Source organism: Hymenobacter lapidiphilus (assembly GCF_003417065.2).
Classification (GTDB): Bacteria; Bacteroidota; Bacteroidia; order Cytophagales; family Hymenobacteraceae; genus Hymenobacter.
Window position 1 is genome coordinate 37,881 of the sequence record NZ_QVLT01000005.1, and the last position, 23,993, is coordinate 61,873.

At 61.0% G+C, this 23,993-nt stretch carries 21 protein-coding genes; 10 read left to right on the forward strand and 11 right to left on the reverse strand.

Annotation, left to right across the window (positions count from 1 at the left end; genetic code table 11):
• Positions 1-160: 160 nt before the first annotated feature.
• A complete protein-coding gene (locus D0N36_RS04270; RefSeq protein WP_116940058.1) occupies positions 161-1,108 on the reverse strand; it encodes a 3-oxoacyl-ACP synthase III family protein in 948 nt (315 codons plus the stop codon).
• Positions 1,109-1,266: 158 nt separating this feature from the next.
• Here D0N36_RS04270 and D0N36_RS04275 point away from each other — a divergent pair, with 158 nt between their 5' ends.
• Positions 1,267-1,854 (forward strand): hypothetical protein, encoded by a 588-nt coding sequence (locus D0N36_RS04275; RefSeq protein ID WP_116940060.1) that lies wholly within the window; start codon positions 1,267-1,269, stop codon positions 1,852-1,854.
• Between the two features lie 149 nt (positions 1,855-2,003).
• Here the strand turns inward: D0N36_RS04275 and D0N36_RS04280 are convergent, their stop codons facing one another.
• Together D0N36_RS04280 and D0N36_RS04285 are read right to left on the reverse strand one after the other, a co-directional pair.
• A complete protein-coding gene (locus D0N36_RS04280) occupies positions 2,004-2,720 on the reverse strand; it encodes a head GIN domain-containing protein (protein WP_116940062.1) in 717 nt (238 codons plus the stop codon).
• A gap of 104 nt (positions 2,721-2,824) precedes the next feature.
• Complete coding sequence (locus D0N36_RS04285; RefSeq protein ID WP_116940064.1) at positions 2,825-4,876, reverse strand: M13 family metallopeptidase; 2,052 nt, start codon at positions 4,874-4,876, stop codon at positions 2,825-2,827.
• Between the two features lie 108 nt (positions 4,877-4,984).
• On the opposite strand from D0N36_RS04285, the gene D0N36_RS04290 reads away from it, so the two are divergent.
• Positions 4,985-5,407, forward strand: coding sequence for a hypothetical protein (locus D0N36_RS04290; protein ID WP_147320747.1), 423 nt, complete (start codon positions 4,985-4,987; stop codon positions 5,405-5,407).
• 62 nt (positions 5,408-5,469) lie between these two features.
• A complete protein-coding gene (gene arfB / locus D0N36_RS04295; protein WP_116940068.1) occupies positions 5,470-5,877 on the forward strand; it encodes an alternative ribosome rescue aminoacyl-tRNA hydrolase ArfB in 408 nt (135 codons plus the stop codon).
• Between the two features lie 86 nt (positions 5,878-5,963).
• On the opposite strand, the gene D0N36_RS04300 is transcribed toward arfB, so the two are convergent.
• The 3 genes from D0N36_RS04300 to mgtE form a co-directional block, all read right to left on the reverse strand.
• Positions 5,964-6,701, reverse strand: coding sequence for a hypothetical protein (locus D0N36_RS04300; RefSeq protein ID WP_116940071.1), 738 nt, complete (start codon positions 6,699-6,701; stop codon positions 5,964-5,966).
• 31 nt (positions 6,702-6,732) lie between these two features.
• The gene (locus D0N36_RS04305) at positions 6,733-7,650 is read right to left on the reverse strand and encodes a magnesium transporter CorA family protein (protein WP_116940073.1); all 918 of its coding nucleotides are present in this window, start codon (positions 7,648-7,650) and stop codon (positions 6,733-6,735) included.
• Between the two features lie 76 nt (positions 7,651-7,726).
• Complete coding sequence (gene mgtE, locus D0N36_RS04310) at positions 7,727-9,112, reverse strand: magnesium transporter (RefSeq protein WP_116940075.1); 1,386 nt, start codon at positions 9,110-9,112, stop codon at positions 7,727-7,729.
• 290 nt (positions 9,113-9,402) lie between these two features.
• On the opposite strand from mgtE, the gene D0N36_RS04315 reads away from it, so the two are divergent.
• The 3 genes from D0N36_RS04315 (at position 9,403) to D0N36_RS04325 (ending at position 13,076) form a co-directional block, all read left to right on the forward strand.
• Entirely contained in the window at positions 9,403-10,245 is an 843-nt protein-coding gene (locus D0N36_RS04315) for a cyanophycinase (protein WP_147320748.1), read from the forward strand.
• 131 nt (positions 10,246-10,376) lie between these two features.
• Positions 10,377-11,627 carry an OmpP1/FadL family transporter gene (locus tag D0N36_RS04320; RefSeq protein ID WP_116940079.1) on the forward strand — a complete coding sequence of 417 codons (1,251 nt, stop codon included), beginning with the start codon at positions 10,377-10,379 and terminating at the stop codon, positions 11,625-11,627.
• Between the two features lie 27 nt (positions 11,628-11,654).
• Complete coding sequence (locus D0N36_RS04325; RefSeq protein WP_242478794.1) at positions 11,655-13,076, forward strand: SGNH/GDSL hydrolase family protein; 1,422 nt, start codon at positions 11,655-11,657, stop codon at positions 13,074-13,076.
• Positions 13,077-13,245: 169 nt separating this feature from the next.
• Here the strand turns inward: D0N36_RS04325 and D0N36_RS04330 are convergent, their stop codons facing one another.
• On the reverse strand, positions 13,246-14,265 hold the full coding sequence (locus D0N36_RS04330; protein ID WP_116940083.1) for a YpdA family putative bacillithiol disulfide reductase: 1,020 nt from the start codon (positions 14,263-14,265) through the stop codon (positions 13,246-13,248).
• A 291-nt stretch (positions 14,266-14,556) separates the two neighbouring features.
• Between D0N36_RS04330 and D0N36_RS04335 the strand changes: the two genes are divergently transcribed.
• On the forward strand, positions 14,557-15,018 hold the full coding sequence (locus D0N36_RS04335) for a hypothetical protein (protein WP_147320749.1): 462 nt from the start codon (positions 14,557-14,559) through the stop codon (positions 15,016-15,018).
• A 355-nt stretch (positions 15,019-15,373) separates the two neighbouring features.
• The gene (locus D0N36_RS04340; protein ID WP_116940087.1) at positions 15,374-15,829 is read left to right on the forward strand and encodes a lipocalin family protein; all 456 of its coding nucleotides are present in this window, start codon (positions 15,374-15,376) and stop codon (positions 15,827-15,829) included.
• Positions 15,830-15,907: 78 nt separating this feature from the next.
• On the opposite strand, the gene D0N36_RS04345 is transcribed toward D0N36_RS04340, so the two are convergent.
• The 3 genes from D0N36_RS04345 to polA all read right to left on the reverse strand — a co-directional run bounded on the left by D0N36_RS04345 (position 15,908) and on the right by polA (position 19,875).
• Positions 15,908-16,330, reverse strand: a complete 423-nt coding sequence (locus D0N36_RS04345; RefSeq protein WP_116940089.1) for a DoxX family protein — start codon at positions 16,328-16,330, stop codon at positions 15,908-15,910.
• 142 nt (positions 16,331-16,472) lie between these two features.
• A complete protein-coding gene (locus D0N36_RS04350) occupies positions 16,473-16,952 on the reverse strand; it encodes a DinB family protein (protein ID WP_116940091.1) in 480 nt (159 codons plus the stop codon).
• Positions 16,953-16,968: 16 nt separating this feature from the next.
• Complete coding sequence (polA, locus tag D0N36_RS04355; RefSeq protein ID WP_116940093.1) at positions 16,969-19,875, reverse strand: DNA polymerase I; 2,907 nt, start codon at positions 19,873-19,875, stop codon at positions 16,969-16,971.
• A gap of 134 nt (positions 19,876-20,009) precedes the next feature.
• On the opposite strand from polA, the gene D0N36_RS04360 reads away from it, so the two are divergent.
• Both D0N36_RS04360 and D0N36_RS04365 read left to right on the forward strand, forming a co-directional pair.
• Positions 20,010-20,663, forward strand: a complete 654-nt coding sequence (locus D0N36_RS04360; RefSeq protein WP_116940095.1) for a DUF1684 domain-containing protein — start codon at positions 20,010-20,012, stop codon at positions 20,661-20,663.
• Positions 20,664-20,737: 74 nt separating this feature from the next.
• Positions 20,738-21,328, forward strand: a complete 591-nt coding sequence (locus tag D0N36_RS04365) for a ferritin-like domain-containing protein (RefSeq protein WP_116940097.1) — start codon at positions 20,738-20,740, stop codon at positions 21,326-21,328.
• A gap of 200 nt (positions 21,329-21,528) precedes the next feature.
• On the opposite strand, the gene D0N36_RS04370 is transcribed toward D0N36_RS04365, so the two are convergent.
• Entirely contained in the window at positions 21,529-23,976 is a 2,448-nt protein-coding gene (locus tag D0N36_RS04370; RefSeq protein ID WP_116940099.1) for a hypothetical protein, read from the reverse strand.
• Positions 23,977-23,993 lie beyond the last annotated feature (17 nt).

Here is a 23,993-nt window from a genome sequence, read left to right on the forward strand (position 1 = left end):
AAAGCCAAAATAAATCCTTCGGCCCAGCCCACAGTGACAATAAGCGCAGAGCCCCTGACGCCAAAATGGCGTCAGGGGCTCTGCTATGTTCTGGCTTTGTCAGTCTGAAAAGGCTGATTCGCTCTGCTTGTTGCTCGAAATGCCAAATGGCTGCTGCGGCTTACCGCTCCAGCAGCATGGCGCCGTAGGAGTAGCCGCCGCCGAAAACCGTGACCACTACCTGGTTGCCGGGTTGCAGGTCGGGCCAGGTGCTGCCCAGGGCAATGGCCGCGCCCGCGCAGCCGGTATTGCCCAGATCCTCGATGTTGGACACGGCCCGCTCGTTGGGCAGGCCCAACTGCTGCAGCACGTTCTTGGTAATGCGCAGGTTGGCCTGGTGCGGAATCAGGTAAGTCAGCTCTTCCACCGGCACGTTGTTGCGGGCCAGAATTTCCTGGGTTACCCGCGTCATGTAGGTGCAGGCGTGGATGAATACATCTTTGCCATAGGGCATCACGATGCCGCGCTCCACGGGCTTGAGCGTCACCGATTCATCAGCCTTGCCAATGTTGCCGGCCCCGCCGGTACGGATGTCGCGCACCCGCAGGTCGGCGGGGGCGAGGCGGTCCAGCGAAACCAGCAGCGCCGCCGCGCCGTCGCCCCAGAGGTGGCCGGCTACGGTGTCGTCCTCGTTATTATAAGCCGTGTTGTGCTCGCTCACGATTACCAGCGCCCGGCGGGCCTTGCCCATGGCGAAGTAGCCCTCCACAATTTCCAGCGCATTGAGCAGCGACGAGCAGGCCGAGGAAATACTCACCACCGGAATATCCGACACGTTGATTTCGCGCTGCACGGCGTGGGCCACGGTATAAATCGTGTCGTGGGGCGTGTAGGTGCCGGCCACAATCAGGTCCACGTCGGCGGCCGCGAAATCGGGCGTTTGGGCCAGCACCCGACGGGTGGCCTCTACGGCCATGGTGTTGGTGTTTTCGCCGGGAGCCGCTTTCCGGCGCGTCCGGATACCGGTGCGCTCGGTTATCCACTCACTCGAAAGGCCGTTGAGGCGAGTGAAATGGGCATTATCGATGATGTCGGCGGGCAGGTAGGACGCGACCTGATGAATATACACGGGTGAGTGGAGCGGTAGGGGCGGGCGAAAATAAAGGCCGCAAGTTACGCGGTTTGCACAGAGCACGACGTTATTGCGCCCTACCGACGTACTTTGTACCTCTTTGGTTGCCTCAACGCGCCGCGCCGCGCCGGGTTCAACTACCCATCTATAAGATTATGACCTTTCCGTTTTTTGCTTGCCCGGCCGGGCCCCGCGCCGGTCTGCTGGCCGCTGTGCTGCTAACGGCCGTGGCCCTGGCCCCATCGGCCGCCCACGCCCAGAAATACATTACTGCCGCCGGTCTGCGGATAGGCGGGGGCCAGTACGGCCTCACGGTGCAGCAAAAAATTCTGCCCAAAGCCACGCTGGAGGGCCTGGCGCTGGCCAGCTCGCGCGAAATCAGCGCCACGGTGCTGGCCGAGCGCCACTTTGGTATTCTGGGTCCCAGCCTCAATTATTACCTCGGCGCGGGCGGCCACCTCGGCCACCATAAAGACGACGGCACGTTCGGCGGCTTCGATGCCATTATCGGGGCCGAATACAAAATAGCGTTCATCCCGCTCGTCGTCAGCGTCGATTTCAAGCCCACCATCGAAATCAACTCCGCCGACTGGGCCCGTTTCCCCACCGCCTTCTCGGTGCGCTACATTATCATCAAGGAGAAAGCCAGCTTCATGGGCGGCATCTTTGATGGCAAGGACAAGAAGAAATCCAAGTCCAAGAAGAAGGATAAAGGCAAAGGCGGCGGCCTGTTCGATTTTTAAGGAAGCGAGAAGGCGAACGTCATTCTGAGCGAAGCCGAAGAATCTCTACCGCAACAGTGACCCTAATGTTAGGATTAGCGTTGCAGTAGAGATTCTTCGACTTCGCCTCCGGCTTCGCTCAGAATGACGTTCTTTTTCTTACCTCTCTTCTACAGCTTATGCACCCGGCCGCTGCCGGCCGTGGAGCTGTTCACGCGGGGGTTGCCGCGCACAAACACGCTGCCCGAGCCGGCAATGCGGGCTTCGAGCGTTTCGGTGGCCTGCACCCGGCAGCTGCCCGAGCCGGCAATGCGGGCATCACAGCTTTTGGTGGCCAGCTGCTCGGCCTGCACGCCGCCCGATCCGCTGATGCTGATTTGCTGACTCTTGGCTGAGCCACCACCGATTTTGAGGCTGCCTGAACCCGACACCGACGAGTCGATGGTTTCGGCCGTTACACCGGCCAGCACGATGCTGCCCGAGCCGCCCACAGCCAGCCGTAGCTTGTTGGCCCGGATGGGCTCGGCGGCCCGCAGACTGCCCGAGCCGCCCACGGCCAGGGCCGTAACGGTAGGCGCGGTCACGTAAATCACCACTTTACTTTTGAAATTATAGCCACTGAACAGGCCGCTTTCCTGCTTGGTGTTGATGCGAAGCTTACCGTTCTCGACCACAGTTTCGAGGTGGGTAAGGTCCTCGGCGTCGCCCTGCACTTCCACTTTCTGGGGGCTGCCCTGGCGGAAAATCACCTGCATCGAGCCGCCCAGACTAACGGCGGTAAAGGGCGCCACGGTGCGGGTTTCGCGGGTGTCGGCGGCGAAGGTTTGGAAGGTGGTCAGCAGCAGCGCGAGCAGCAAACCGGGCAGCAGGAAACGGAGGCTTTTCATGGCGTGGGGATGAAAGGTGGAGAACTTGCGGGGTAGATGCAGGGCCGCCGCGCACAGTTGCCCGGGGGCGGCAAATAATCGGGCCGGGTTCCGGAAATTCGCGGCTACCAGATTTTTACCCGCGCCGAATCTGGTCGGTAGAACTTGTCGCCGGGCTTTACATCGAAGGCCTCGTAGAAGGCGGGCACGTTGGCGAAGGGTCCATTGATGCGGTATTGGGCCGGCGAATGCACATCGGTGAGCAGTGCCTGGGCCAGCCGCTCCTGGCGCTGATGCGTCTGCCAGCCCAGCGCGTAGCCCAAAAAGTAGCGCTGCACCGGCGTCAGACCCCCGATTTTTTCGCCCTTCTTGTATTGCTCGGTCTTCTTGAATGCATCGAGCCCGATGATGATACCGCCCAAATCGGCAATGTTTTCGCCGGCCGTGGCTTTGCCGTTGATGCGCAGCGAATCGAGCACCTGGTAGCCGTCGAACTGGCGCACGATGCCGCGCACGCGCTGGTCGAAGGCCTTGCGGTCGGCCTTGGTCCACCAGCTGCGCAGGTTGCCCTTGTCGTCGAACTGGCTGCCCTCGTCGTCGAAGCCGTGGGTGAGCTCGTGGCCAATGGTGCTGGCCCCGGCGTAGCCATAAATGATGGCGTCGTCAGCGTCGGCATCCAGCAGGCCCGGAATGGCGAAAATGGCGGCCGGCAACACGATTTCGTTGTTGCTGGGGTTGTAGTAGGCGTTATAGGTCTGGGGCGTCATGCCCCACTCGGTGCGGTCGACGGGCTGGCCGAGCTTGCGGGCCTCGTAGCGGTAGCGCCACTGGTTGGCCCGCATCACATTGGCGGCGTACGAGTCGCGTTTGATTTCCAGCGACGAGTAGTCCTTCCACTTATCAGGGTAGCCCACTTTGCGGCTGATTTTGGCCAGCTTCACCAGCGCCTTCTGCTTGGTCGAGTCGCCCATCCAGTCCAGCGCCTCGATGTGCTCACGGAACGAGGCCGTGATGTTTTCGGTGAGCTGCTCGTAGCGGCGCTTGGTTTCGGGCGTGAAGTATTCTTTCACGAACTGCTGGCCCAGCACCTCGCCCAGGGCACTTTCTTCGGCATCGAGCACCCGCTTCCAGCGCGGCCGCTGCTCGGTGGCGCCCTGCAGCACGGTGCTGTAAAAGCGGAAGTTTTCCTGGTCGAAATCCTGGCTCAGGGTGGGGGCGTAGGCGTGCACCAGCTGCCATTGCAGGTAGGCCTGCCAGTCGGCGAGCGGGGCGGTGCGCAGCAGCCGGGCGGCTTCGCGGTAGAACTCGGGCTGGCCCACAATCACGGTGTCGGCCTTCGCAAACGCCATTTCGGCTAGCCAGGGTTTCCAGTTGAGGCCGGGCGTGAGGGCGTCGAGCTGGGCCAGGCTCATTTTGTTGTAGTTGGCGTAGGGGTCGCGCAGGGCTTCGAGCTTGCGCGAGGCCCCGGCCAGCCTGGTTTCCAGCGCCAGCACCCGCTTGGTACTGGCCTGGGCGGTAGCCGCATCCTGGCCCAATAGCCCGAACATCTTGCTCAGGTGCTTCTCATACTCTTTGCGAATATTGACCGTGCGCGCATCTTTGTTGAAGTAATAGTCGCGGTTAGGCAGCCCCAGGCCCGCCTGCCAGAGTTGCAGGGCCATTTTGTCGCTGTTTTTGGCGTCCTGGCCCACGTAGGGGCCAATCAGCGCGTTCACGCCCAGCTGCTGCAGCCGCGCAATGGCTGCTTGCACGCCCGTAACGGTACTGATGTTGCGGATGCTCGTGAGTTCGGCCTGTAGCGGCGCAATGCCCTGCTTGTTGATGGCGGCGCTGTCCATGCCCGTAGCCCAGAAGTCGCCGAGCTTCTGCTCCGTCGAGCCGGGGGCGGCGCTGGCCTTCGCGGCGTCTTCGTTGAGTTTGCGCAGGCGGTCGTAGATTTCGTTCTGCACTTCCTTGCCGATGCCCCAGTTGCTTTCCGAAGCCGGAATCGGGTGCTGCTTGAACCAGGCGCCGTTGGCGTAGTTGTAGAAGTCGTCACCGGGCCGCACGGTGGTATCGAGGTTGGCGCTCAGCAAGTCGGGCTTGGCGGTGCCGGTTTTGCCGTTGGGGCCGCAGGCGGCCACGGCCAGCCCCAGCAGCGGGGCCAGCAGCAGGCCCGGACGAAGAAATTGCTTCATGTTTTTCGTTGTTTGTTTTCTGTGGCTCGTTTGCCGGGGGAAGGTAGCAGTAACGGCTGGCTAATCAACATCGGTCAAACCCGAATAACAAAAACCAAACAGCGAAAAGTGAATCATCTGCTCCTGCTCAACTTCGGCCTGGCCGCCTACCTCACCGGCCTTATCTGGACGGTGCAGCTCGTGCATTACCCCGGCTTTGCCCGCGTAGAACCCGCGCAGTTCGCGCAGTTTCACCGCGAGCATTCCACCCGCATGAGTTGGGTGGTGCTGGCGCCGATGCTGCTGGAGCTGGGCGCGGCCGGGTGGCTGGCCTGGCAGGGCGCGGGCCTGAGCCAAGCCGCGCGCTGGGGCCAGCTGGCGCTGGTAGGGGTGGCCTGGGCCAGTACGTTTCTGCTCAGCGTGCCCTTCCACAATCGCTTGGCCCGCGACGGCTATAACTACGTGGCCATCGACGGCCTCGTGCGTACCAACTGGCCTCGCACCCTCGCCTGGACTGCCCGCTTAGGTTTATTGGGCTATTTGATGTGGTGAGCGGAAAACCGCCGCTCAGGATGACAGTATATTTACCTTCCCGTTCCTCACCATTCAACCGCATGCTTCCTGCCGCCGCCGACTTCCTGCCCGAATTGCAGTTCCAGACCAGCCGCAGCAGCGGGCCGGGCGGGCAGAACGTGAATAAGGTGGAAAGCCGGGTCGAGTTGCGTTTCCGCATCGCCGACTCGCAGCTGCTCTCCGACGAGCAGAAGCAGACGCTGCTCGAAAAGCTGGCCTCGCGCCTCACCCAGGAAGGCGAATTGCTGGTAACGGCCCAGGAGGACCGCAGCCAGCTGCGCAACCGCGAAACGGCGCTGCTCAAGTTTCATCAGCTGCTCACTAAAACCCTGCACCGTCCCAAAACCCGCCGGCCCACCAAGCCCGGCAAAGGTGCCGTGCGCAAACGCCTGGAATCCAAGAAAAAGCACGGCGAGAAGAAGGCGAATCGGAAGAGGTTGAATGATTGAAGGACTGAATTGTTAAATTGTTGGGCCTGCAACTACCCTTCAGAACAGCCAACCACTTAACAATTCCGCTCTTCAGCAATCAAGTTTCAATTCAAATCCAGCCCGAAAAGCACGCCAAACCACGGCCTGCGCTGGTAAATCCAGTGGCGGCCATCGGGACCGAGTAGCTGGTCGAAGCCGATAGCGAGGCCCAGGTTGAAGATGCGGGCGTCGTAGATGGTGGCGGCTCCGGCGTGCACCACGAAGCCTTCGTACTCAGCTACGCGGGTTTGCTGGTTGGTCACGTCGGGGTTGATGATGGTGGAGCCCAGGCCCGCGAAGATGCCGTAGCCCAGCCCCACGGTCCGGATTTGCGGTTCTTGGTGCCCGTTCAGGAGCTGCTTGCTGTTGACGTGGTAGAAATCGAGCCGACGACCAAAGTAGAGGGCGGCGTTGAAGTTGGTGTTGAGCTGCACCGGCACCGGGGCCTGCGGCGGGCGGGCTTTGAACGGAATCGTAAACACGTCGAGGTCGAACTTACGGTTCAGCAGAATAATGTGCTGGCCGCGGCGCACCGGGTAGCTGAAGCGACGCGGCGTGCCGTTCGGCGGCTGCGCCAGAAATAAGAGCGAATCGTGCGCCTGCTCCACGTACAGGCTACGGTCCTTCCCAACGCTGGTGGCCAGAGCCGGGTCGTTGGTGCGAAAAAACTGGTAGTCGCCGGGCTCCAAGGTGGGCACCCGGCCCACGGCCGCGCAACCCGCCAGCAGGCCGGTAGTGGCCAGCAGCCCAAGCAGGGGCCACCGGAAGCGTGGGACGTAGCACGAAAAGCCAGGGCGCGGCATAAAAAACGGCTTGGGGAAGGATGTCTACAACCTAAATCCAGTTTTTGCGCTTGAACCACATAAAAATACCAACCGAAATCAGCACCATGGCTCCCATGGCTCCCGGATAGCCCAGTTTCCAGGTTAGCTCGGGCATATACTCGAAATTCATGCCGTAGACACCAGCAATAAAAGTTAAAGGCAGGAAAAAAGCTGAAAATACGGTGAGTACCCGCATGGCCTCGTTGGTGCGCTGCGACGACAACGACAAATACAGGTTCATGAGGTTGGTGGCGCCGCCATCGAGCTGCTGGTAGAGCGTTTCCACCTTCACCTGCAAGTCCTGGGTGTCTTGCAGTAGCGTGGCGTGGACCGTGACGGCGGCCGTTTGGCGGCGCAGCATGGTCAGAATGTCGCGGGTGAGCAAGAGTAGCTGCTTGGCGGCCGAGGCTTTGCGCTTGAGGAAGTATAGGCCCTGCAAGGCGTTGGGTACTTCGTTTTTCAGAAATATCTCGGCCTCATAGTCGTCCAGTTCCTTGGTGAGCGAGAGGGCGGGCTGCACGTAGCTGTTGAGGGCGTAGCGCACGAGGTGAATGGCTACTTCGGCGGGCGTGTTGCACTCTTGGCCAGGGGCGCGGGCCACGTTTTTCAGCTCGTTCAGCACCGGATGCGGCCGGCGGTGCACGGTAATCAGAAAGTCATCGGTGTAGAAGACGGCAATCTTGGTACTCAGTTCCTGAATGGTATCGGCCTGGCTGTTTTCGGGCGCGACAAACACGCGCAAAATCACGAAGTTGAGGCCATTGCTGGCCTCAAACTTGGGCAAGTGCGTCGGTTCCAAACAGTCGCGCACCAGCGAGTCGGGCAGGTTGTGCTGCTCAGCTACAGCTTGCAGCTCGGCGGCGGAGGGGCTGGTGATATCGAGCCAGGCAAAGTCGCATTGTTGCCGGGTAAGCAGGGTTTCAGTCATGTAGTAGTAGCTAGATAGCAGGAGCTGGGAAGTTATCCATCATCTTCTAATTCCTGGCTCCTCACCGCCTAGCTCTTCAAAGCAACGTCCCGCGCAGCACCAGCGTGGCTACCGTGAAGTAGATAATCAGGCCCGTCACATCGACCAGCGTGGCCACGAACGGGGCCGAGGAAGTGGCGGGGTCGAGGCCCAGGCGCTTGAGCAGCAGCGGCAGCATGGCCCCCGACAGCGCCCCCCATAGTACGATAAACAGCAGCGACACGCCCACCGTTACGGCAATCAGCGACCAGTAGGGGCCGAAATAGCCGGGGTTGATGTACTTGGCCCACAGGATGATGCGCAACGAACCCACCACGCCCAGTAGGGCACCCAGCATCAGGCCCGCCAGCAGCTCGCGCCGCATGATCAGCCACCAGTCGGAAAGCCGGAACTCGCCCAGGCTCAGGGCCCGGATGATGAGCGTAGTGGCCTGCGAGCCGGCGTTGCCGCCCGCCGAGATGATGAGCGGGATGAACAGGGCCAGCACCGCGGCCTTCTGCAAATCGTCCTCGAAGTGGTGCATGGCCGAGGTCGTCAGCATCTCGCCCAGCAGCAGAATCACGAGCCAGCCGCCCCGCTTCTTCACCATCCGGAAGATGGAAATATCCAGGTACGGTTCGTCCAGGGCCTCCGAGCCGCCCAGCTTCTGGATGTCTTCGGTGTCCTCTTCTTCGCGGATATTGAGGATGTCGTCAATCGTCACGATGCCGAACAGGATGCCCTCGCTGTTGATGACCGGCAGCGCCACCCGGTCGTTGCGCCGGAACTCGTCGATGGCCTCCTCCTGGTCCTGCATGGTGTTCAGCGACACGAAGCGCCGGTCGAGCAGCTTGCTTACCGGCGTTTCAGGGTCGGCCAGCAGTAGATCCCGGATAATGACATCGTCGATGAGCCGGCCCCGCTCGTCGGTTATGTAGAGCACGTTGAGCGTTTCCGATTGCCCGCCGTGGCGGCGAATGTAATCGAGTACCTGCTGCACGGTCCAGTGCTCGCGGATGGCAATGTAGTCGGGCGTCATCAGCCGGCCCACCGACGATTCGGGGTAGCCCAGCAGCTCCAGCGTAATCTTGCGCTCGGGCTCCGAGAGGCGCTGAATCAGCTCCCGCACCAAATCGTCGGGCAGAAATTCGAGCAGCGTGGTCCGGTCGTCGGGCGACATCTCGTTGAGAATGTCGGACATTTTCTCCTGGCTGAGGTTGGCCAGGAAGTGCTTCTGAATATCGAGGCTGAGGTACTCGAATACCTCGGTAGCCAGCTGCAGCGGCAACAGACGGAAGATGATGAGCTGCTCGCGCTCTTCCTCCTCCTCCAGTAGCTCCACCACCTCGGCGGGCTCGAAGCGCTTAAGGGCTTCTTTGAGCTTGAAAAACTCGCCTTCCTGAATCAGGGACGTAATGTGTTCGAGGGTCGGGTGCTGATTCATGAAACTGAAGGGAAAGAAGCAGTTTTTCGCTAGGCAGAAGCTATTGGTGACTGGGCCGAACCGGCGCGCAAAAGTACGGCTTTCCCAACCCAATCGGTTCGGCAAAGCGCAACTTTCTGCCACCCGGCCGGCAGCCCGGCGCTCAGCCTAAGCCAAAGGAAGCGCCTGCCTAAACCCCATCAAGGCACTTGGCGCCAGTGCCCGTTGCTCCGCTTCGTGCTGCCGCTTGCTTTGCAGAATGCCCGGCGTAATAGCTGTTGGGCTTGCCGAAACCAATAGGGAGTGTACTTTTGAACTCGTTCCTGCCGCTCTGCCATGCCCCAACCGCCCGCCGCCCTTCCTCTCGGCACGCTCGTCGCCCTCGGCGGCGCGACGACGACGCCATGCTGGCCCTGCTCGGCGAGCTGCTGCCCACGCCCAACACGCCGGTCGAAATAGTAACGGCGGCCTCCTGGACCAACGCGGCCATGACCGGCGCGGCCTACGAGCGCTCGTTCCACGAGCTGGGCTGCCCGACCGCCCGCCACCTGCCCGTCAGTGAGCACCAGCCCGCCGACGCCCCCGCCACGCTGCGCCGCCTGGCTAAGGCGGGCCTCGTGTTTTTCTCGGGCGGCGACCAGGAGCGGCTGCTGCAGCTGCTGGCCGGCACCGAATTCGCCCGCCAGCTGCGGCAGCGCTTCTACGACGACGAGACCTTTATAGTGGCCGGCACCAGCGCCGGCGCCGCGGGCCTGCCCGAGCAGATGATTATCGACGGCTACGGCTGGCGCTCCTTGCGCAAAGGCGGCATCAAAACCGGCCCGGGCCTCAACCTGCTGCCCCGCCTCTTCATCGACCAGCATTTTGCCGAGCGCGGCCGCTTCGGGCGGCTGGCCCACGCCCTGTTGGCCCACCCCGCCTGCCTGGGCCTGGGCCTGGCCGAAGAAACCGGCATCATCATCCGCGGCGGCCGCTATGCCACCGTGTTCGGCGACGGCGTGGCAACGGTGATGGACGGGCGCGAGGTGCACGGCACTAACGTGGGCCGTATTGGGCGGGGCGAGCCCGTGAGCGGCCAGGATCTGCGCCTGCATTTGCTGGTAGCGGGTCAGCAGCTCGATTTGATTTCTCACGAAATCAGCAATTCTGCCTAAATACAAGCCTTGAGGCACGGAAGCGCTTTTGCGCGTATTGCAAAATTGTTCGGCTTGCCTACTATAAATTGGGTTTTTACTTTACATTTAGGAGCGCTAAGCCCTCAAATTCTCACCCTTTCATTATTTGTATGAAATTTAAGTCTCTACTTCTGACAGGAAGTGCGCTGCTTTCGGCTACCGCGGTTTCGGCGGGCGGCTACCAGGTAACGCTGGCCGGCATCAAAAACAACGGCATGGGTGGCGTCGGCGTGGGCCTGTCCCTCGACCAAGCGGCCATGTTCTACAACCCCGGTGCCTTGGCTATGGTCCGCGACCGGGGCGTGCAGCTTGGTGCCAACTTCACGTTTGCCCGCAACTCGTTCGTAGCCGAAGGCAGCAACCAGCAGCGCGAGCTTCGCAACAGCGTGGTTACCCCAGTAAGCCTGTTTGCCGGTTTTGGCCCTCAGGAGGGTAAATTCCGGGCTGGTATTGCGGTTTACACGCCTTTCGGCAGCAAGCTGCAGTACGCCGAAGGCTGGGAAGGCCGCACTTCGCTGACCGACATCGACCTGAAGTCGATTTTCGTGCAGCCTACTGTGAGCTACGCCATCACCGACCAGCTGAGCGTGGGTGCCGGCCTGGTAGTGCTGGCTTACGGGGCTGTAAATCTGCAGCGCGACATTCCACTGCCCGATTCGTTCGGCCACATCGAGCTCGATGGCAAGGCTGAAACCAAGCTCGGCTTCAACGCCGGTATCTTCTTCAAGCCCTCCGAAAAACTGAGCCTGGGTATCAACTACCGCTCGAAGATTGACGCTCAGGTAAAGGACGGCGACGTAACGTTCACCAACATTCCGGCTACTTTCCAGCCTCGTTTCCAGGAAGGTACCAAGTTCGGGGCCACGCTGCCCCTGATTGCCACCACCAGCATCGGTATTGGCATTATGCCCACCGAAAACCTGACCATCGGTCTCGATGCCAGCTTGGCCAACTGGAGCGCCTACCGAACCCTGCGCTTCGATTTCAGCCAGCCTGTCAATGGCGCAGATTTCAGCGAGTCGCGCCGCGAGTATCAGGATGCTCTCACGTTCCGCGTGGGTGCCCAGTACAAGCTCACCAGCGGCCTAGTAGTGCGCGCCGGCGGCTCGTATGACGAGAGCCCGGTGAAAGACGGCTTCGTAACGCCTGAAACGCCCGACAACGACCGTTTGGGTGGCACGCTCGGCGCTTCCTATAACTTCGGCAAGTTCGGCGTGGACCTTTCGGCCCAGTACATCGGCATCAAGAAGCGTACCCAGACCCAGCAGGAGCTGGTAACCAACGGTACTACTGACCGGATTGCCGGTACCTACAAGACCAATATCGTGATTCCCGGCATCGGCCTGAATTACACCTTCTAGTTCTAACCGCGACTCACTCCTGATTCCATGAATACTACTTTGTTTCGCAAATCTGCGCCGATGCTGGCCCTGCTGGGTCTGGGTCTGAGCGCCTGCCAGCCCGACCTGGAAAAGGACTTCGAGCCTAGCAATGGCACGGCCGATTTCTCCAACTACATTGCCGTGGGCAACTCGCTCACGGCCGGCTTCTCCGACGGTGGCCTGTACCTGGAAGGCCAGCAAAACTCGTTTCCGGCTATTCTGGCGCAGCAGTTCGCCACGGTAGGCGGCGGCGAGTTCGTGCAGCCGCTGTTCGGCGCGGGCCAGGAAAACGGCTCGGGCTACCTGCGTTTGGCTAATATCGTGAACGGCGTGCCTGTAACGGCCAGCGTGACCACCAACTTGGCGCTGCGCCAAGGCGCTACGGCGGCCCGGCCGCTCTACACCAAGTTTGCCGGTCAGGTAAACAACCTGGGGATACCCGGCATCCGTCTCTCAGATATTGAAACGGCCGGCTACGGCAGCGTGCTGGGTAACCCCTACTTCGAGCGTATTTCGCCCGATAATAGCAGCCAGACGTACCTGCAGCGGGTAGCGGCTTCTGCCCCTACCTTCTTCACCAACTGGTTGGGTAACAACGATGTATTGGGATACGCTACGGCCGGCGGTGCTGCCAGCTCGCTCACCCCACTGACCGATTTCACCGATAAGAATTCGAAGGTAATTGACGCCCTGACTGCCGGCGGCGCGAAAGGTGTGGTAGCTACCATTCCCGATGTAACCACGGTTCCGTTCTTTACCACCGTAGGCCCTAGTTTCCGGGCTACGCTGGAAGCGGGCAAGGTGCCTGGCTTGGTAATTCAGACGGGCTCTGCGCCCGGTGGTGCTACCTCGGCTAACCGTAAGCAAATCACGACGGCCGATATCAAAGCGGTAGATGGCTCGGGCCGGCAATTGTTCACGCTGCTCTCGTCGCCCTTCCTGCCCCTGTTGGGCACCAAAACGGGCCGCCCCTGGCGCTACGTATACGGCCAGAGCGGCCAGCCCGCTGCCGGTTTCCCGTTGTTCCTGGCTGCCTACGGCGTTGACACCACGGCTGCTTTTGGCGTGTCGGCCGGCAACCCCATCCCGAGCCTGTTTGTGCTTGATGATGTAGAGCAGGGCCTAGTACGGACTGCTACAAACAACTTCAACACGGCCATCAAAACCAAGGCTGCGGCTAAGGGTCTGGCTGTGTTCGACGCCAACGTGTTCTTCTCGACAGTTGCCTCCAATGGCATCGTGGTGAACGGCGTAAACAACACCGCCGGCTTCGTGAGCGGCAACCTGTTCTCGCTCGATGGTGTGCACCCCACGCCTCGCGGCTACGCCATCGTGGCCAACGAGATGATTAAGGTTATCAACTCGACCTATGGCTCCAAGGTGCCCACGGTAAACCCGAACAACTACCGGGGCGTGAAATTCCCGTAGTCATCGGACTATCAGCTTTTATAAAAGCGCCTGCCTCAATTGAGGCAGCGCTTTTTTGCATTTAAGGGTTGGGCCAACAGGGAAAGGGAGCCGGTAAAATGTCCGGCATGCTGAGGTTGCTGAAGCATGACGAACATTTTACCCCGTTATGACCAGCGTTTTTCCCCTTTCAGCTCCCTAACTGCACTGGTTGCAATACATCGGGTAGGGCGGGCACCGGCTCGCCGGCCAGGCGGGCGGCAATAAGCTGGGCGTGGTAGCGGCCGTTTTCAATAAACCAGCGGCTGGTGTTGCGGCCGCCGCATACGGTGCCGGCCAGATATAGGCCGGGGCGGTTGGATTCGAGCGTCTCGGCGTCATGGCTGGGTGTCTGGGCCGCGTCGGTGCCGCAGCTGATGCCCAGTGCGTTCAGAAACGAGAAGTCGGGATGGTAGCCGGTGAGGGCGTACACGAACTGGGCCGGCAGCGTGCGCGGCCCCTCGGGCGTGGCCACCTCTACCGCGCCGGGTGTAATACGAATGGCAGTGCTGTTAAACAGTGCCCCGATACGGCCTTCCTTGATGCGGTTGACGAGGTCGGGCCGAATCCAGTATTTGACGGATTCGGGGATGTCGGGGCCGCGCACGAGCAGGGTGGGGCGGGCACCGGCCCGCAACAGCTGCAGCGCCGCTTTGGCAGCCGAGTTCTTGGCCCCGATAATCACCACATCCTGGTCGGCGTGGGCGTAGGGCTCCTTGTAGTAGTGCGACACGTTCGGCAGGTCTTCGCCCAGCACATTCAAGTAGTTGGGCAGGTCGTAGAAGCCGGTCGCTATGATGACGAAGCGGACCTGCAGGCGGCCCTTGTCGGTAACGACGGTGAAGCTGCCCTGCTCGCCTTCGAGCCCGGTTACCCGCTCGTAGAGGCGCAGTGTCAGGTTTTCGGCCTGGGCTACGCGGCGGTAGTAGTCGAGGGCGTCTTCGCGCAGGGGCTTGTAGTGCAGCGTGGCCATGGGGTGGCCCCCGATTTCGAGCAGCTCGGGCGTCGAGAAGAACTCCATGTTGGTGGGGTAGCCCACCAGCGAATTTACCAGCGCGCCTTTGTCGAGCACTACGGCGCTCAGGCCGCGCCGCTGCACTTCCAGAGCGCAGGCCAGCCCCACGGGCCCGGCCCCTATTACGGCCACATCGAAGGTTAGAGAGTCTTGCATAGTTCCTGCTTTAACCGCCCATTGCGGCGCGGGGTTATGTTGGCTGGCGCGGGCTGTTCAGCAAGTATGCGTGTAGGAGGAACGTCAAAAGCCTTTTGAAGGAAAAACAAGCTTAGCCCAAAAGTCGCGATAGACTATGGATAAGTGTCTGTTATATATATTGTTGAGCGGGTTTCGACGCTGTTGATAAGTCTGATTTTGCTTGATTTGGGATTTTTCGTGAGTGACCAGGTATTAGTTTTGAAGTGCTGTCAGCTACTCCATTCTCTCACGCCTTACTCTTCGAGCATCATGAAAAAAATAATATTCCTTCTGCTGGCTTTAATTGCTGGCAGCGCCTTTGTTGGTTGTAGCAACGACAAAAAATCGGAGGATCCTGCGCCTAAGTCAAAGTCGGAGCTTTTAATGGCGAAGACATGGACGATTACCGCCGAAACAGAAACAGTCGGCACTACAACCAAGAGCGTATTCGAAAACTATGCAGCCTGTGAACTGGATAATGCCACGCAGTTTTTAGCAGGAAATAGCATGAGTTATGACCAAGGCGCAATTCAATGCGACCCGGATGAGCCGCGCACCATTATAGGTAGCTGGGCCTTGTCAGAAAACGATACCAAGTTGGGCCTTGTCGTGTATGGCTTCGGAACGCAGGCTAAAATTGAAGAGCTGACGGAAAACAGGATGGTATTATCCGAAACAGCGACAGTCAACAATCAGAAGGTAGTAACTACAATAACCTTCTCAGGTAAATAACGGAGCGCCTGGAGCTTTCATACTTTTGAGACTTACGCAATTAGGTTGTAGCACGAGGATCCAGTTTCCCTTCTCGTTGCTGATGGCCGCACCGTTCGTTTATCGTTGCAACGACACGCGAGGCTGGAGCTTCGCGCTACATGCCTGCGGCTCGCTTTTGCACAAGTTTTAACTGTAATAGAAGCCCCAGAACTCAGCGTGGAGTGCCGGCCTGCCGATGATCCTCCCGTGAAAAAGACGCGCCCGACCACCGGGCCAGCATCCAGAGAATTGCTGACTTTCAGGGGCCGGCGCGTAGCTATTCCGGTTTGCTGAATACATTGCTGCCTAACACTCCTTTACTTGCCACCTTATTATGAGAAAACATGTACTGCTGGCAGCTATGGCTATGCTCATTGTTGGGTCATTCACATCGTGTAGCAAAGACAAAGACCCCACGCCCATCACCAAGGCCGAGCAGCTTGGTGCTCGAAACTGGCGTATTACGGCCTTCACCTCCAAGCAGGGCAACAACCCCATAATTGATGAATTTGCACTGTACGCCCCCTGCGACAAGGACGACTTCTATCAGTTTAAGGCCGATAAGACCTTTGTGCTTGATGAAGGCGCAACCCGCTGCAATTCGAACAGCCCGCAGACCAGCGTTAGTGGCTGGGACATCAATGCCGACGGTACTATTTTGCTGCTGCTGGAAATGAAGGGTGCCACCAGCGCCGAACTATACGACATCAAAGAACTCAGCAACGACAAGCTGCGGATCGGCCAGTCTGGAAGGAATGCAACAACGGAAATTACCTTCACCTCTTTCTAAGCGAGGATTCCCGGACTTGAACAAACGCCCCGCTGGCACTTGCTGGCGGGGCGTTTTACGTAGTGCTTGTTGGTCTTACTATGCTTTCCTGCGTCGCTTGGCTAGGGCTCCAGTGCTCCACAGCGCCCAGCCAATCAGCACGGGCTGAAAAAACAGGCGGCCCAGGCGCTTGGCGTCGGTGTCGAGGCCGAACGCCGACAGATGGTGCGTGTACTGGTGGATATTGCCCGGAAATACGGCCGCGTAGAATAGGCCCAACCCTAAGCCCATGCGTACCCGGTTGCGGCCCTGCAACAGCAGCAGCCCCAGGCCCAGCCCGATTTCTGCCACGCCCGAGGCCAGCACGACCGTGTCCTTGTCGAATGGCACAAAATCGGGCACCTGGGCCTGAAACGCCTGGCGCTGAAACGTGAGGTGGCCGGTGCCGGCCACGACCATAAAGGTGCCCAGCAGCCCGCGGGCTACGTTTTGCAGGATGGTGGTGTGGGGTTGAGGGAGCATGTGAGTTGCGGTTGAATTAAGTTCTACAGGGTGGCTATACGGCCGCTCAGCCGCTGCGAATAACCGCACCGGTATTCTGCAAACCCAACTGCTCCTTCATCCTGAAGCACTCTTAATTACCTGCAAGAAGCCGCTGCGGCTACTACCAGAGGTGTAATAGCCGCCGAATCAGAATGATTTCGCCGGTGTGATAGGCCGCGTGGTCGCCAATCAGCAGGGCCTCGCGCAGAATCGTCTGGCCGTCGCCGTGCGGAATGAGGGCCAGTAAATCAGTGTCGGGATGCTGCAACAGGTCGATGAAGCGCTGCCGGTCGGTCTGAATCTGGGCAAGCGTCTGGTGCCACTGCGCTTCGTCGGCGGTAGCGGTTTGGGTAGGCCAATAGCCCGCGGGCCAGTTCGGAGAAGTGTGCTCGGCTCCGAGGGAAAACTCCACAATATCCCACTGCGCAATGCGCACATGCTCAACTAACTGCCAGATGGTATACGGCGCCTCGGGCACGTGCTGGTTCCACTGCGCGGGCGTGAGGTCGGCGCAGGCATCCTCAAACGTGACGTGGGCATTGCCCTGCGTGAGCAGACTGATGAGTTCGGTCACAACGCCCTGTTTTGTGGTCTGATCCATTGGTTTACCGGAAAATTTAGTGCGCCTGCAGCCAGTTTTCGCCCGTGCCTACTTCCACTTCCAGCGGAACGCCGTGGGGCAGCAGCAGGGCGGTGGCCATCAATTCCTTGATTTTGGGCGTGATGTAGTCCACCTCCTCGCGCACGGCGTCGAACACGAGTTCGTCATGGACCTGCAGAATCATGCGGGTGCCGAGCTTTTCCTGCACCAGCCATTCGTGGATGTTGATCATGGCCTTCTTGATGATATCGGCTGCGGTGCCCTGGATGGGGGCGTTGATGGCGTTGCGCTCGGTGTAGCCACGCAGTGTGGCGTTGCGCGAGTTGATGTCACGCAGGTAGCGGCGGCGGCCAAGCAGGGTTTCGGCGTACTCCAGCTCGCGGGCCCGGTTGATGCTCTCATCCATGTACTGCTTCACCGACGGGAACTCCTCGAAGTAGGTCTCGATGATATCAACGGCCTCTTTGCGGCCGATGCCGATGCGCTGGGCTAGCCCGAAGGCCGAAATGCCGTAGATGATGCCGAAGTTGACGGTTTTGGCCTTGCGCCGCATCTCGCCGTCTACCTCGCTCAGCGGCACTTTGAACACCTTGCTGGCCGTGCTCGTGTGAATGTCCTGGCCCAGCCGGAAAGCCTCAATCATCGTTTTGTCGCCCGCGAAGTCGGCCATGATGCGCAGCTCCACCTGCGAGTAGTCGGCCGCCAGTAGCAGGTGGCCGGCGTCGCGGGGCACGAAGGCCTTGCGGATTTCGCGGCCCTTCTCGGTGCGGATGGGGATGTTCTGCAGGTTGGGATTGGTGCTGGATAGCCGGCCGGTAGCCGTAACGGCCTGGTTGAAGCTCGTATGCACTCGCCCGTCGAGCTCACAGACCAGCTGGGGCAGGGCCTCGACGTAGGTGGAACGCAGCTTGCTGAGTTGGCGGTACTCCAGAATCAGGCCCGCGATGGGCGCGTCGCCGGCCAGTTGGCTCAGGATTTCCTCGCCGGTGGCATACTGGCCGGTTTTGGTCTTCTTGATTTTCTTGCCCCCGAGGTCCATCTTATCGAACAGGATTTCGCCGAGCTGCTTGGGCGAGCCGATGTTGAACTCCTGGCCGGCCTCCTGGTAAATCTGGCCCTCCAGCTCCGTGATGTAGCCCTGCAGCTCGGCCGAATACTCGCCCATGGCTTCCGAATCAATCTTTATGCCCTCATACTCGATGGCCGCCAGCACCGGCACCAGCGGGTTTTCCACCTCGTTCAGCAAATCGAGCAGGCCCACTTCTTTCAGCAGCGGCTCAAACACATACTTGAGCTGCAGCGTCACGTCGGCGTCCTCGCAGGCATAGTCTGATACCTCGGCGGGCGGCAGATCGGCCATGGTTTTCTGGTTCTTGCCTTTGGGGCCGATGAGGGCCGTAATGGGCACCGGCGTGTAGTGCAGGTAGGTTTCGGCCAGCACGTCCATGCCGTGGCGCATATCGGGCTCCAGCAGGTAGTGGGCCAGCATGGTATCAAACAGCGGCCCTCGAATCTCAACGCCGTAGTGCTTGAGAATGGTGAGGTCGTACTTGATGTTCTGGCCCACTTTCAGAATGGTTTCGGCGTCGAAGAAAGGCCGGAACTCGTCCACCAGCGCCTGGGCCGCCGCGTCGTCGGCCTGGGGCACGGGCACGTAGTAGGCCTCGCCGGGCAGCCAGCAGAACGAGAGGCCCACGAGCCGGGCGGTCATGGTGTCGAGGCCGGTGGTTTCGGTGTCGAAGCTGACTTCGGCTTGCAGCAGCAGGAACTCCAGCAGCTCGGCCCGGAGCGCGGGCGTGTCCATCAGGTGGTACTGATGCGCCATATCTTCCAGCGTGCGGCGAGGGCCAGAAGGCGCACCGGCCGCGCCGGTGCCGCCTTCCTCGGCGCCAATAGCCACGGCCGCATCGGAGGAAGCATCGAACAGGCTACCCTGGCCGGCGGCGGCCACTTTGGGCCGCCGGGCGCCGCGGGGAGTGGGGGTGCCGCCGTTGGTCACGCCGGCCGGGCTGGCCCCGTCGCCGAGGACGCGGGCGGCCAGTTGGCGGAACTCCAGCTCGTCGAAGAGGCGGCGCAACTCCTCTATATCGGGCTGGTCGAGGATGAGCTTATCGGCCTCGAATTCGATGGGCACGTTGAGGTGAATGGTGGCCAGCTCCTTGCTCATAAGGCCCTGCTCGGCAAATTCGCGCACGTTCTGCTGCTGCTTGCCCTTGAGCTTATCCACGTTGGCAATTAGCCCTTCTACCGAACCGTACTCCTGAATCAGCTTCTTGGCCGTTTTCTCGCCGATGCCCGGGATGCCCGGGATGTTGTCGGAGGCGTCGCCCTGCAGGCCCAGAATATCAATCACCTGCTCGACGCGCTCAATCTCGAAGCGCTCCAGCACGTGCTGCACGTCGAGGATTTCGGCAGCGTTGCCCATAAAGGCCGGCCGGTAGATTTTCACGCAGTCGGTTACCAGCTGGCAGTAGTCTTTGTCGGGCGTCATCATGTAGACTTCGCCAAAGCCCTGCTCCTCGGCCCGGCCCGCCAGCGTCCCAATCACATCGTCGGCCTCGAAGCCCTCTACCATCAGAATGGGGATGTGGAAGGCTTTGATAATCTGCTTGATATAGGGAATGGCCAGGCCGATATCCTCGGGCATGGCCTGGCGCTGGGCCTTATATTCGGCGTATTGCTCGTGCCGAAACGTCTTCTTGGCCGCATCGAACGCCACCCCGATGTGGGTGGGTTTTTCCTTCTGCAACACCTCCACCAGCGTGTTGGTGAAGCCCAGGATAGCGCCGGTATTGAGGCCCTTGGAGTTCACGCGCGGGTTCTTGCTGAAGGCGAAGTGGGCGCGGTAAATCAGGGCAAAAGCGTCGAGCAGGAACAGCTTGCGGGTAGGAGCGGCAGTGGTGGTTTCGGCGGAGTCGGTCATAGGGTAGCGAAGGTACGCAAGGGGGGACGAGAAGGAAAAACGGCCGGACCCGCAGGGGCTGGTTGGGGTTGGGGGCTGCCGGACCTTATCTTGGTAACTATTTCGAGGCCTTCTCTCTACTATTTTCGCTGCCAATGGTTTGTCGCTTATTTCATTTGCTGGCCGCGCTGCTGCTGCTGGCCGCGCTGCTGCTGCTGGCCGCGCCGCTACGGGCCCAGCCTACCGCCCAAAAGCCCACCTCGGCCGAGCACGTCCGTCAGGTATCGGATTTCCAGCGCGAGCTGAACGCCGAGTTTACCGCCCCAGCCCGCAGTCCGCTCTCGGCCGAGGCGCGCCGGAACTTTGCGGGGCTGCCTTTCTACCCGCCCGATTACGCCGCCTGCGTGCTGGCCCGTTTCGTGCCCGACTCGCTGGGGCCGGTTTTCGCCATGCCTACCAGCACGGCCAAGCGGCCGCTGTACCGCAAGTATGGCGAGCTGCAGTTTGAACTGGGCGGCCAGCCCCGGCGGCTGCTGGTGTACCAGAGTCTCGACCTGCTGACCAACCCCGCCTACCGCGACTACCTGTTCGTGCCCTTCACCGACCGCACCAACGGCCACGGCTCTTACGGCGGCGGCCGCTACCTCGATATGCGCCGGGGCCAGATTCGGGGCGGGCAGGTGGTGCTCGATTTCAACAAGGCCTACAACCCCTCCTGCGCCTACGCCGCAGGTTATGACTGCCCTGTGCCGCCACCCGAAAACCGGCTAACCGTGGCCGTGGAAGCCGGTATCCGGCACGACCACTAGGCCGCCGATGGGCTGTTGGCTAACCAAGTGCCCAGGTTTGGCGTAAGCCGGGTGAACCTAACCGCACTTTCCTTATGAAATCTACCCAAACCGACTCCAACAACGACCACAAGACCAAAGCCAAGTCATCCGGCATGATAGGCAAGCTTGTAGGCGGCGCCCTGCTGGCCCTGGGCGTGAGCTATTTTGTCAACAAAAGCCAGGGCAAAAAAACGGCAGTATCTGATGGCGAAACCGATACGCTGCAGGAGCTGCTGCTGTTCGTGAACGACCGGATTGCCGGTTACAAGCGGGCTGTTGATGAGAGCAAGGATGCCGAACTGACCGGCTACTACAAGCAGCTCGTGAGCCAGAGCCAGCAGTTTGCCAACCAGCTCAACCAGCACCTGCGCCAACTGGGCGGCGGCCGCGAAACCGGCACCACGCTCAAAGGCAAGCTGTACCGCCGCTGGATGGATGCCAAGGCCACCGTTACCGGCTTCGACGAAAAAGCTATCCTCGCCTCCAATGTGTACGGCGAAGAATGGGCCCTCAAAGCCTACAAGGAAGCCCTCGACAGCCAGAGCCTCACCGGCCAATTGCGCCTGGAGGTAGAGCGCCAGTATGAGAAGTCGCAGCAGACCTACGACAAGCTCAAGAAACTCGAAGCCAAGCAGTCGGCTTAGATTTGAGCTGGTAGCTAACAGTTCCGCTACCAGTCGCTCGGCGACTGAGTAACAACCTAAAAACGCGGCCCGTACGCCTTCCTATTGGAGGATTACGGGCCGCGTTTTTAGGTTGTTGCTTTTGGTAAAGAGCTTGTTTCGCACTACGCCAAGGGCATGCTGAGCGAAAACCCTGTCAGCTACAGCCGCCAGGCAATAGCTTAAAGGCTGGGCTGCACTTCGAAGGTGCTGCGGCTGCTGCCGGCCGCGCCGGTGGCATCGAGGCCCTGCACTTCGATGAGGTAGCGGCCGGGCTGGTCGCCGGTGAAAAACTCCAGCGGCTGCGGGGCCGCGCCGGGCCCGGCCACGGTTACGGCCGGGTTCCAGTATAGCAGCTCGCGCATATCGGGGCGGCGGCTGCGCTGCTGCTCGGGCGTATCGTAGCGCGGGGCATAAAACTCCCGCTGCTCCTGCAGGCCCTCGTACTCCTGAATCAGCACTCGTGGGTCGAGCTGGAAACCTTCGAGGTTGCCCTTGTAGGTACGGAGGCTTACGAGGCCGTCGTAGGCTGTTTCGCCCTGGAAATAGCGGCTGGTTATTACATCAAGCCGCTGAATTTTGAGCGGATTCATGGCCATTACTCTGTTGACGTTGAATACGGGCACCCCGTCGAGCAGCATCATCGGATTCTCCTGAAAAGCACTCTTGTTAGGGTTGTCAACGACGAGCAGGTGGAAGCCGTCGTTGCGGATGCGGACAATCACGCCCGGCACGTACTCCCGCAGCACCTCTTCCATCACCTTGAAACGGGTGTAGGTATCGAGCGGGTAGCTGGCGTCGGGCCGACCATAAAAGGGTACGCTGTCGGTCGGCATCACCCGGTATCGGTCGTACTTCCGGCCTGCAAATACGGTTTGTACCTGGGCCTGCAGGTGGCGGCGGGCATAGTCGGGCCGGAAGCGGGCCGCCAGGCTGAAGGTAGATTCAACGGGCAGGGCCGCAAATTGCTCCGAATAGGGGTCGGACACCGTAATGCGGACGGTGCTGTCCTGGCGCGGGTCGGTTTGTAGCATCACCGTCTGGGGCCCATACAGGTTGCCGGGTTCGAAACGCAGCATCCCGTTGGCGTCGCTGTAATCGGTGTAGAGGCGCACCACCCGGCTCGGCGACGAGAAATACGTCGTTAAACCGGAACGGGGCTCATCGGTGCCGGCGCGAGTCAGGCGGGCCTGTACTACAGGGCCATACAGCTCGGGCTGGAAAACCGGCGCGCCCGTGCCGGGCCGCAACACATCGGCCCACTTAAAGCGGCTCCAGCCCTGCACCAGCAGCAGCTCATCGGTGGCCGCCGCGGCCTCGGTGCCGGTGGCCGTAAAGTAGTAGCCTGGGTTTTCTACGCTGCCCCGCAGCTCCGAAGTCAGTCCCAGGTACTGGTCGATGGTTGGGCCGGCCGTGGCGCTGAGCGAGTCGAGGCGGTACACGGCCACCGAGAGGCTGGCGGGGCCGGCGGCATTAGCTGCGGCTACGTTCAGGCTCACCTTCGAGCGGGGCGCGTAGCCGGGTTGATGGGGACGGGCGCTAAGGGCCAGGTTTCGGCGCGGCCGCTGGAAAAACAGTCGCTCGGCCAGCGGCTGGCGCGCTTCGCTGAACAGCGTGAAGCGCGACACGCCATCGGGCAAATCGGTCTGGTTAATGGTTAGTTCGGCCCGGCCGTTCAGCAGATTCAGGGACCGGGCCAGCGCGGCGCGCTGGCGGGCGTGAGCCAGCAGCAGCACGGTTTCGGGCTGCCCGGGCGTGCTCTGCACGGTTAGCCGGAGCTGGCCGGGGCTGGCCGCCGGAGCCAGACTCAAGACGTAGCCCTGCTCGCGCACGGCTGGCAGCCGGCTGGTAAAGGCCTGCGGGCGCGCCTGGCCCGCACCGGCCGGCCGGTTGATAATGGCCGAATACGTTGCCGGGCCGCCCACTGCCGGCGTAAAATCGAAGCTGCCCATGCCGCCGCGCCGGGTGCTGAAGGTGGCCACCGCCGTGCCCTGGGCGTCGAGCACTGTGCCGGTAGCCGCCACGCCGTGGCCGCGCTTGTCAGTTATTTTGAAGGCTATTTTGCTCCGCAGCCCACGCACCAGCTCCCCACCTTCGGGGAAAAACCGGGCTTCCAGCGCCGCCGAGTCGGGGAGCGGTACCGCGCCCGAGGCCGCGAAGGTGTTCACGATAGTTACGGTGCCGTGGAAAAAGGCCTCGGGGCTAAAATTCTGCATCCAGCGGGTGTAGGCCCGCACCGTGTAGCGGCCCGAGGGCAGCGACGAAGGCAGCAGAAACGTGCCTTGGCCGGTGGCCTCGCGCAGGGCTACTTTGCCGCGCAGCACGGGCCGGCGGCCGGCATCCAGCACCTCCACGTAAGCCACGCTGCTCAGGGCCTGCGGCCGGGCTTCGGGCCCGCCGGTAGCATACACCTTAAACCACATGGTTTCGCCGCTCAGGTACAGCGGCCGGTCGAGGTGCAGAAACAGCTCCTCGCGGGGCATCTGTCGGGCCTGGCGGCTGAACTGCCCGGTCAGGCCGCCAAGCGAATCGAGCGGAGCCTGGGCCAGGCCGGGAGTGGCCGGCGCCAGCAGCCCGGCCAGCAGCAGGCAACGGAGCAGATGCCGCCGGATATCAGGAAGATAAAACATAGAGAAAAAGTAACAGT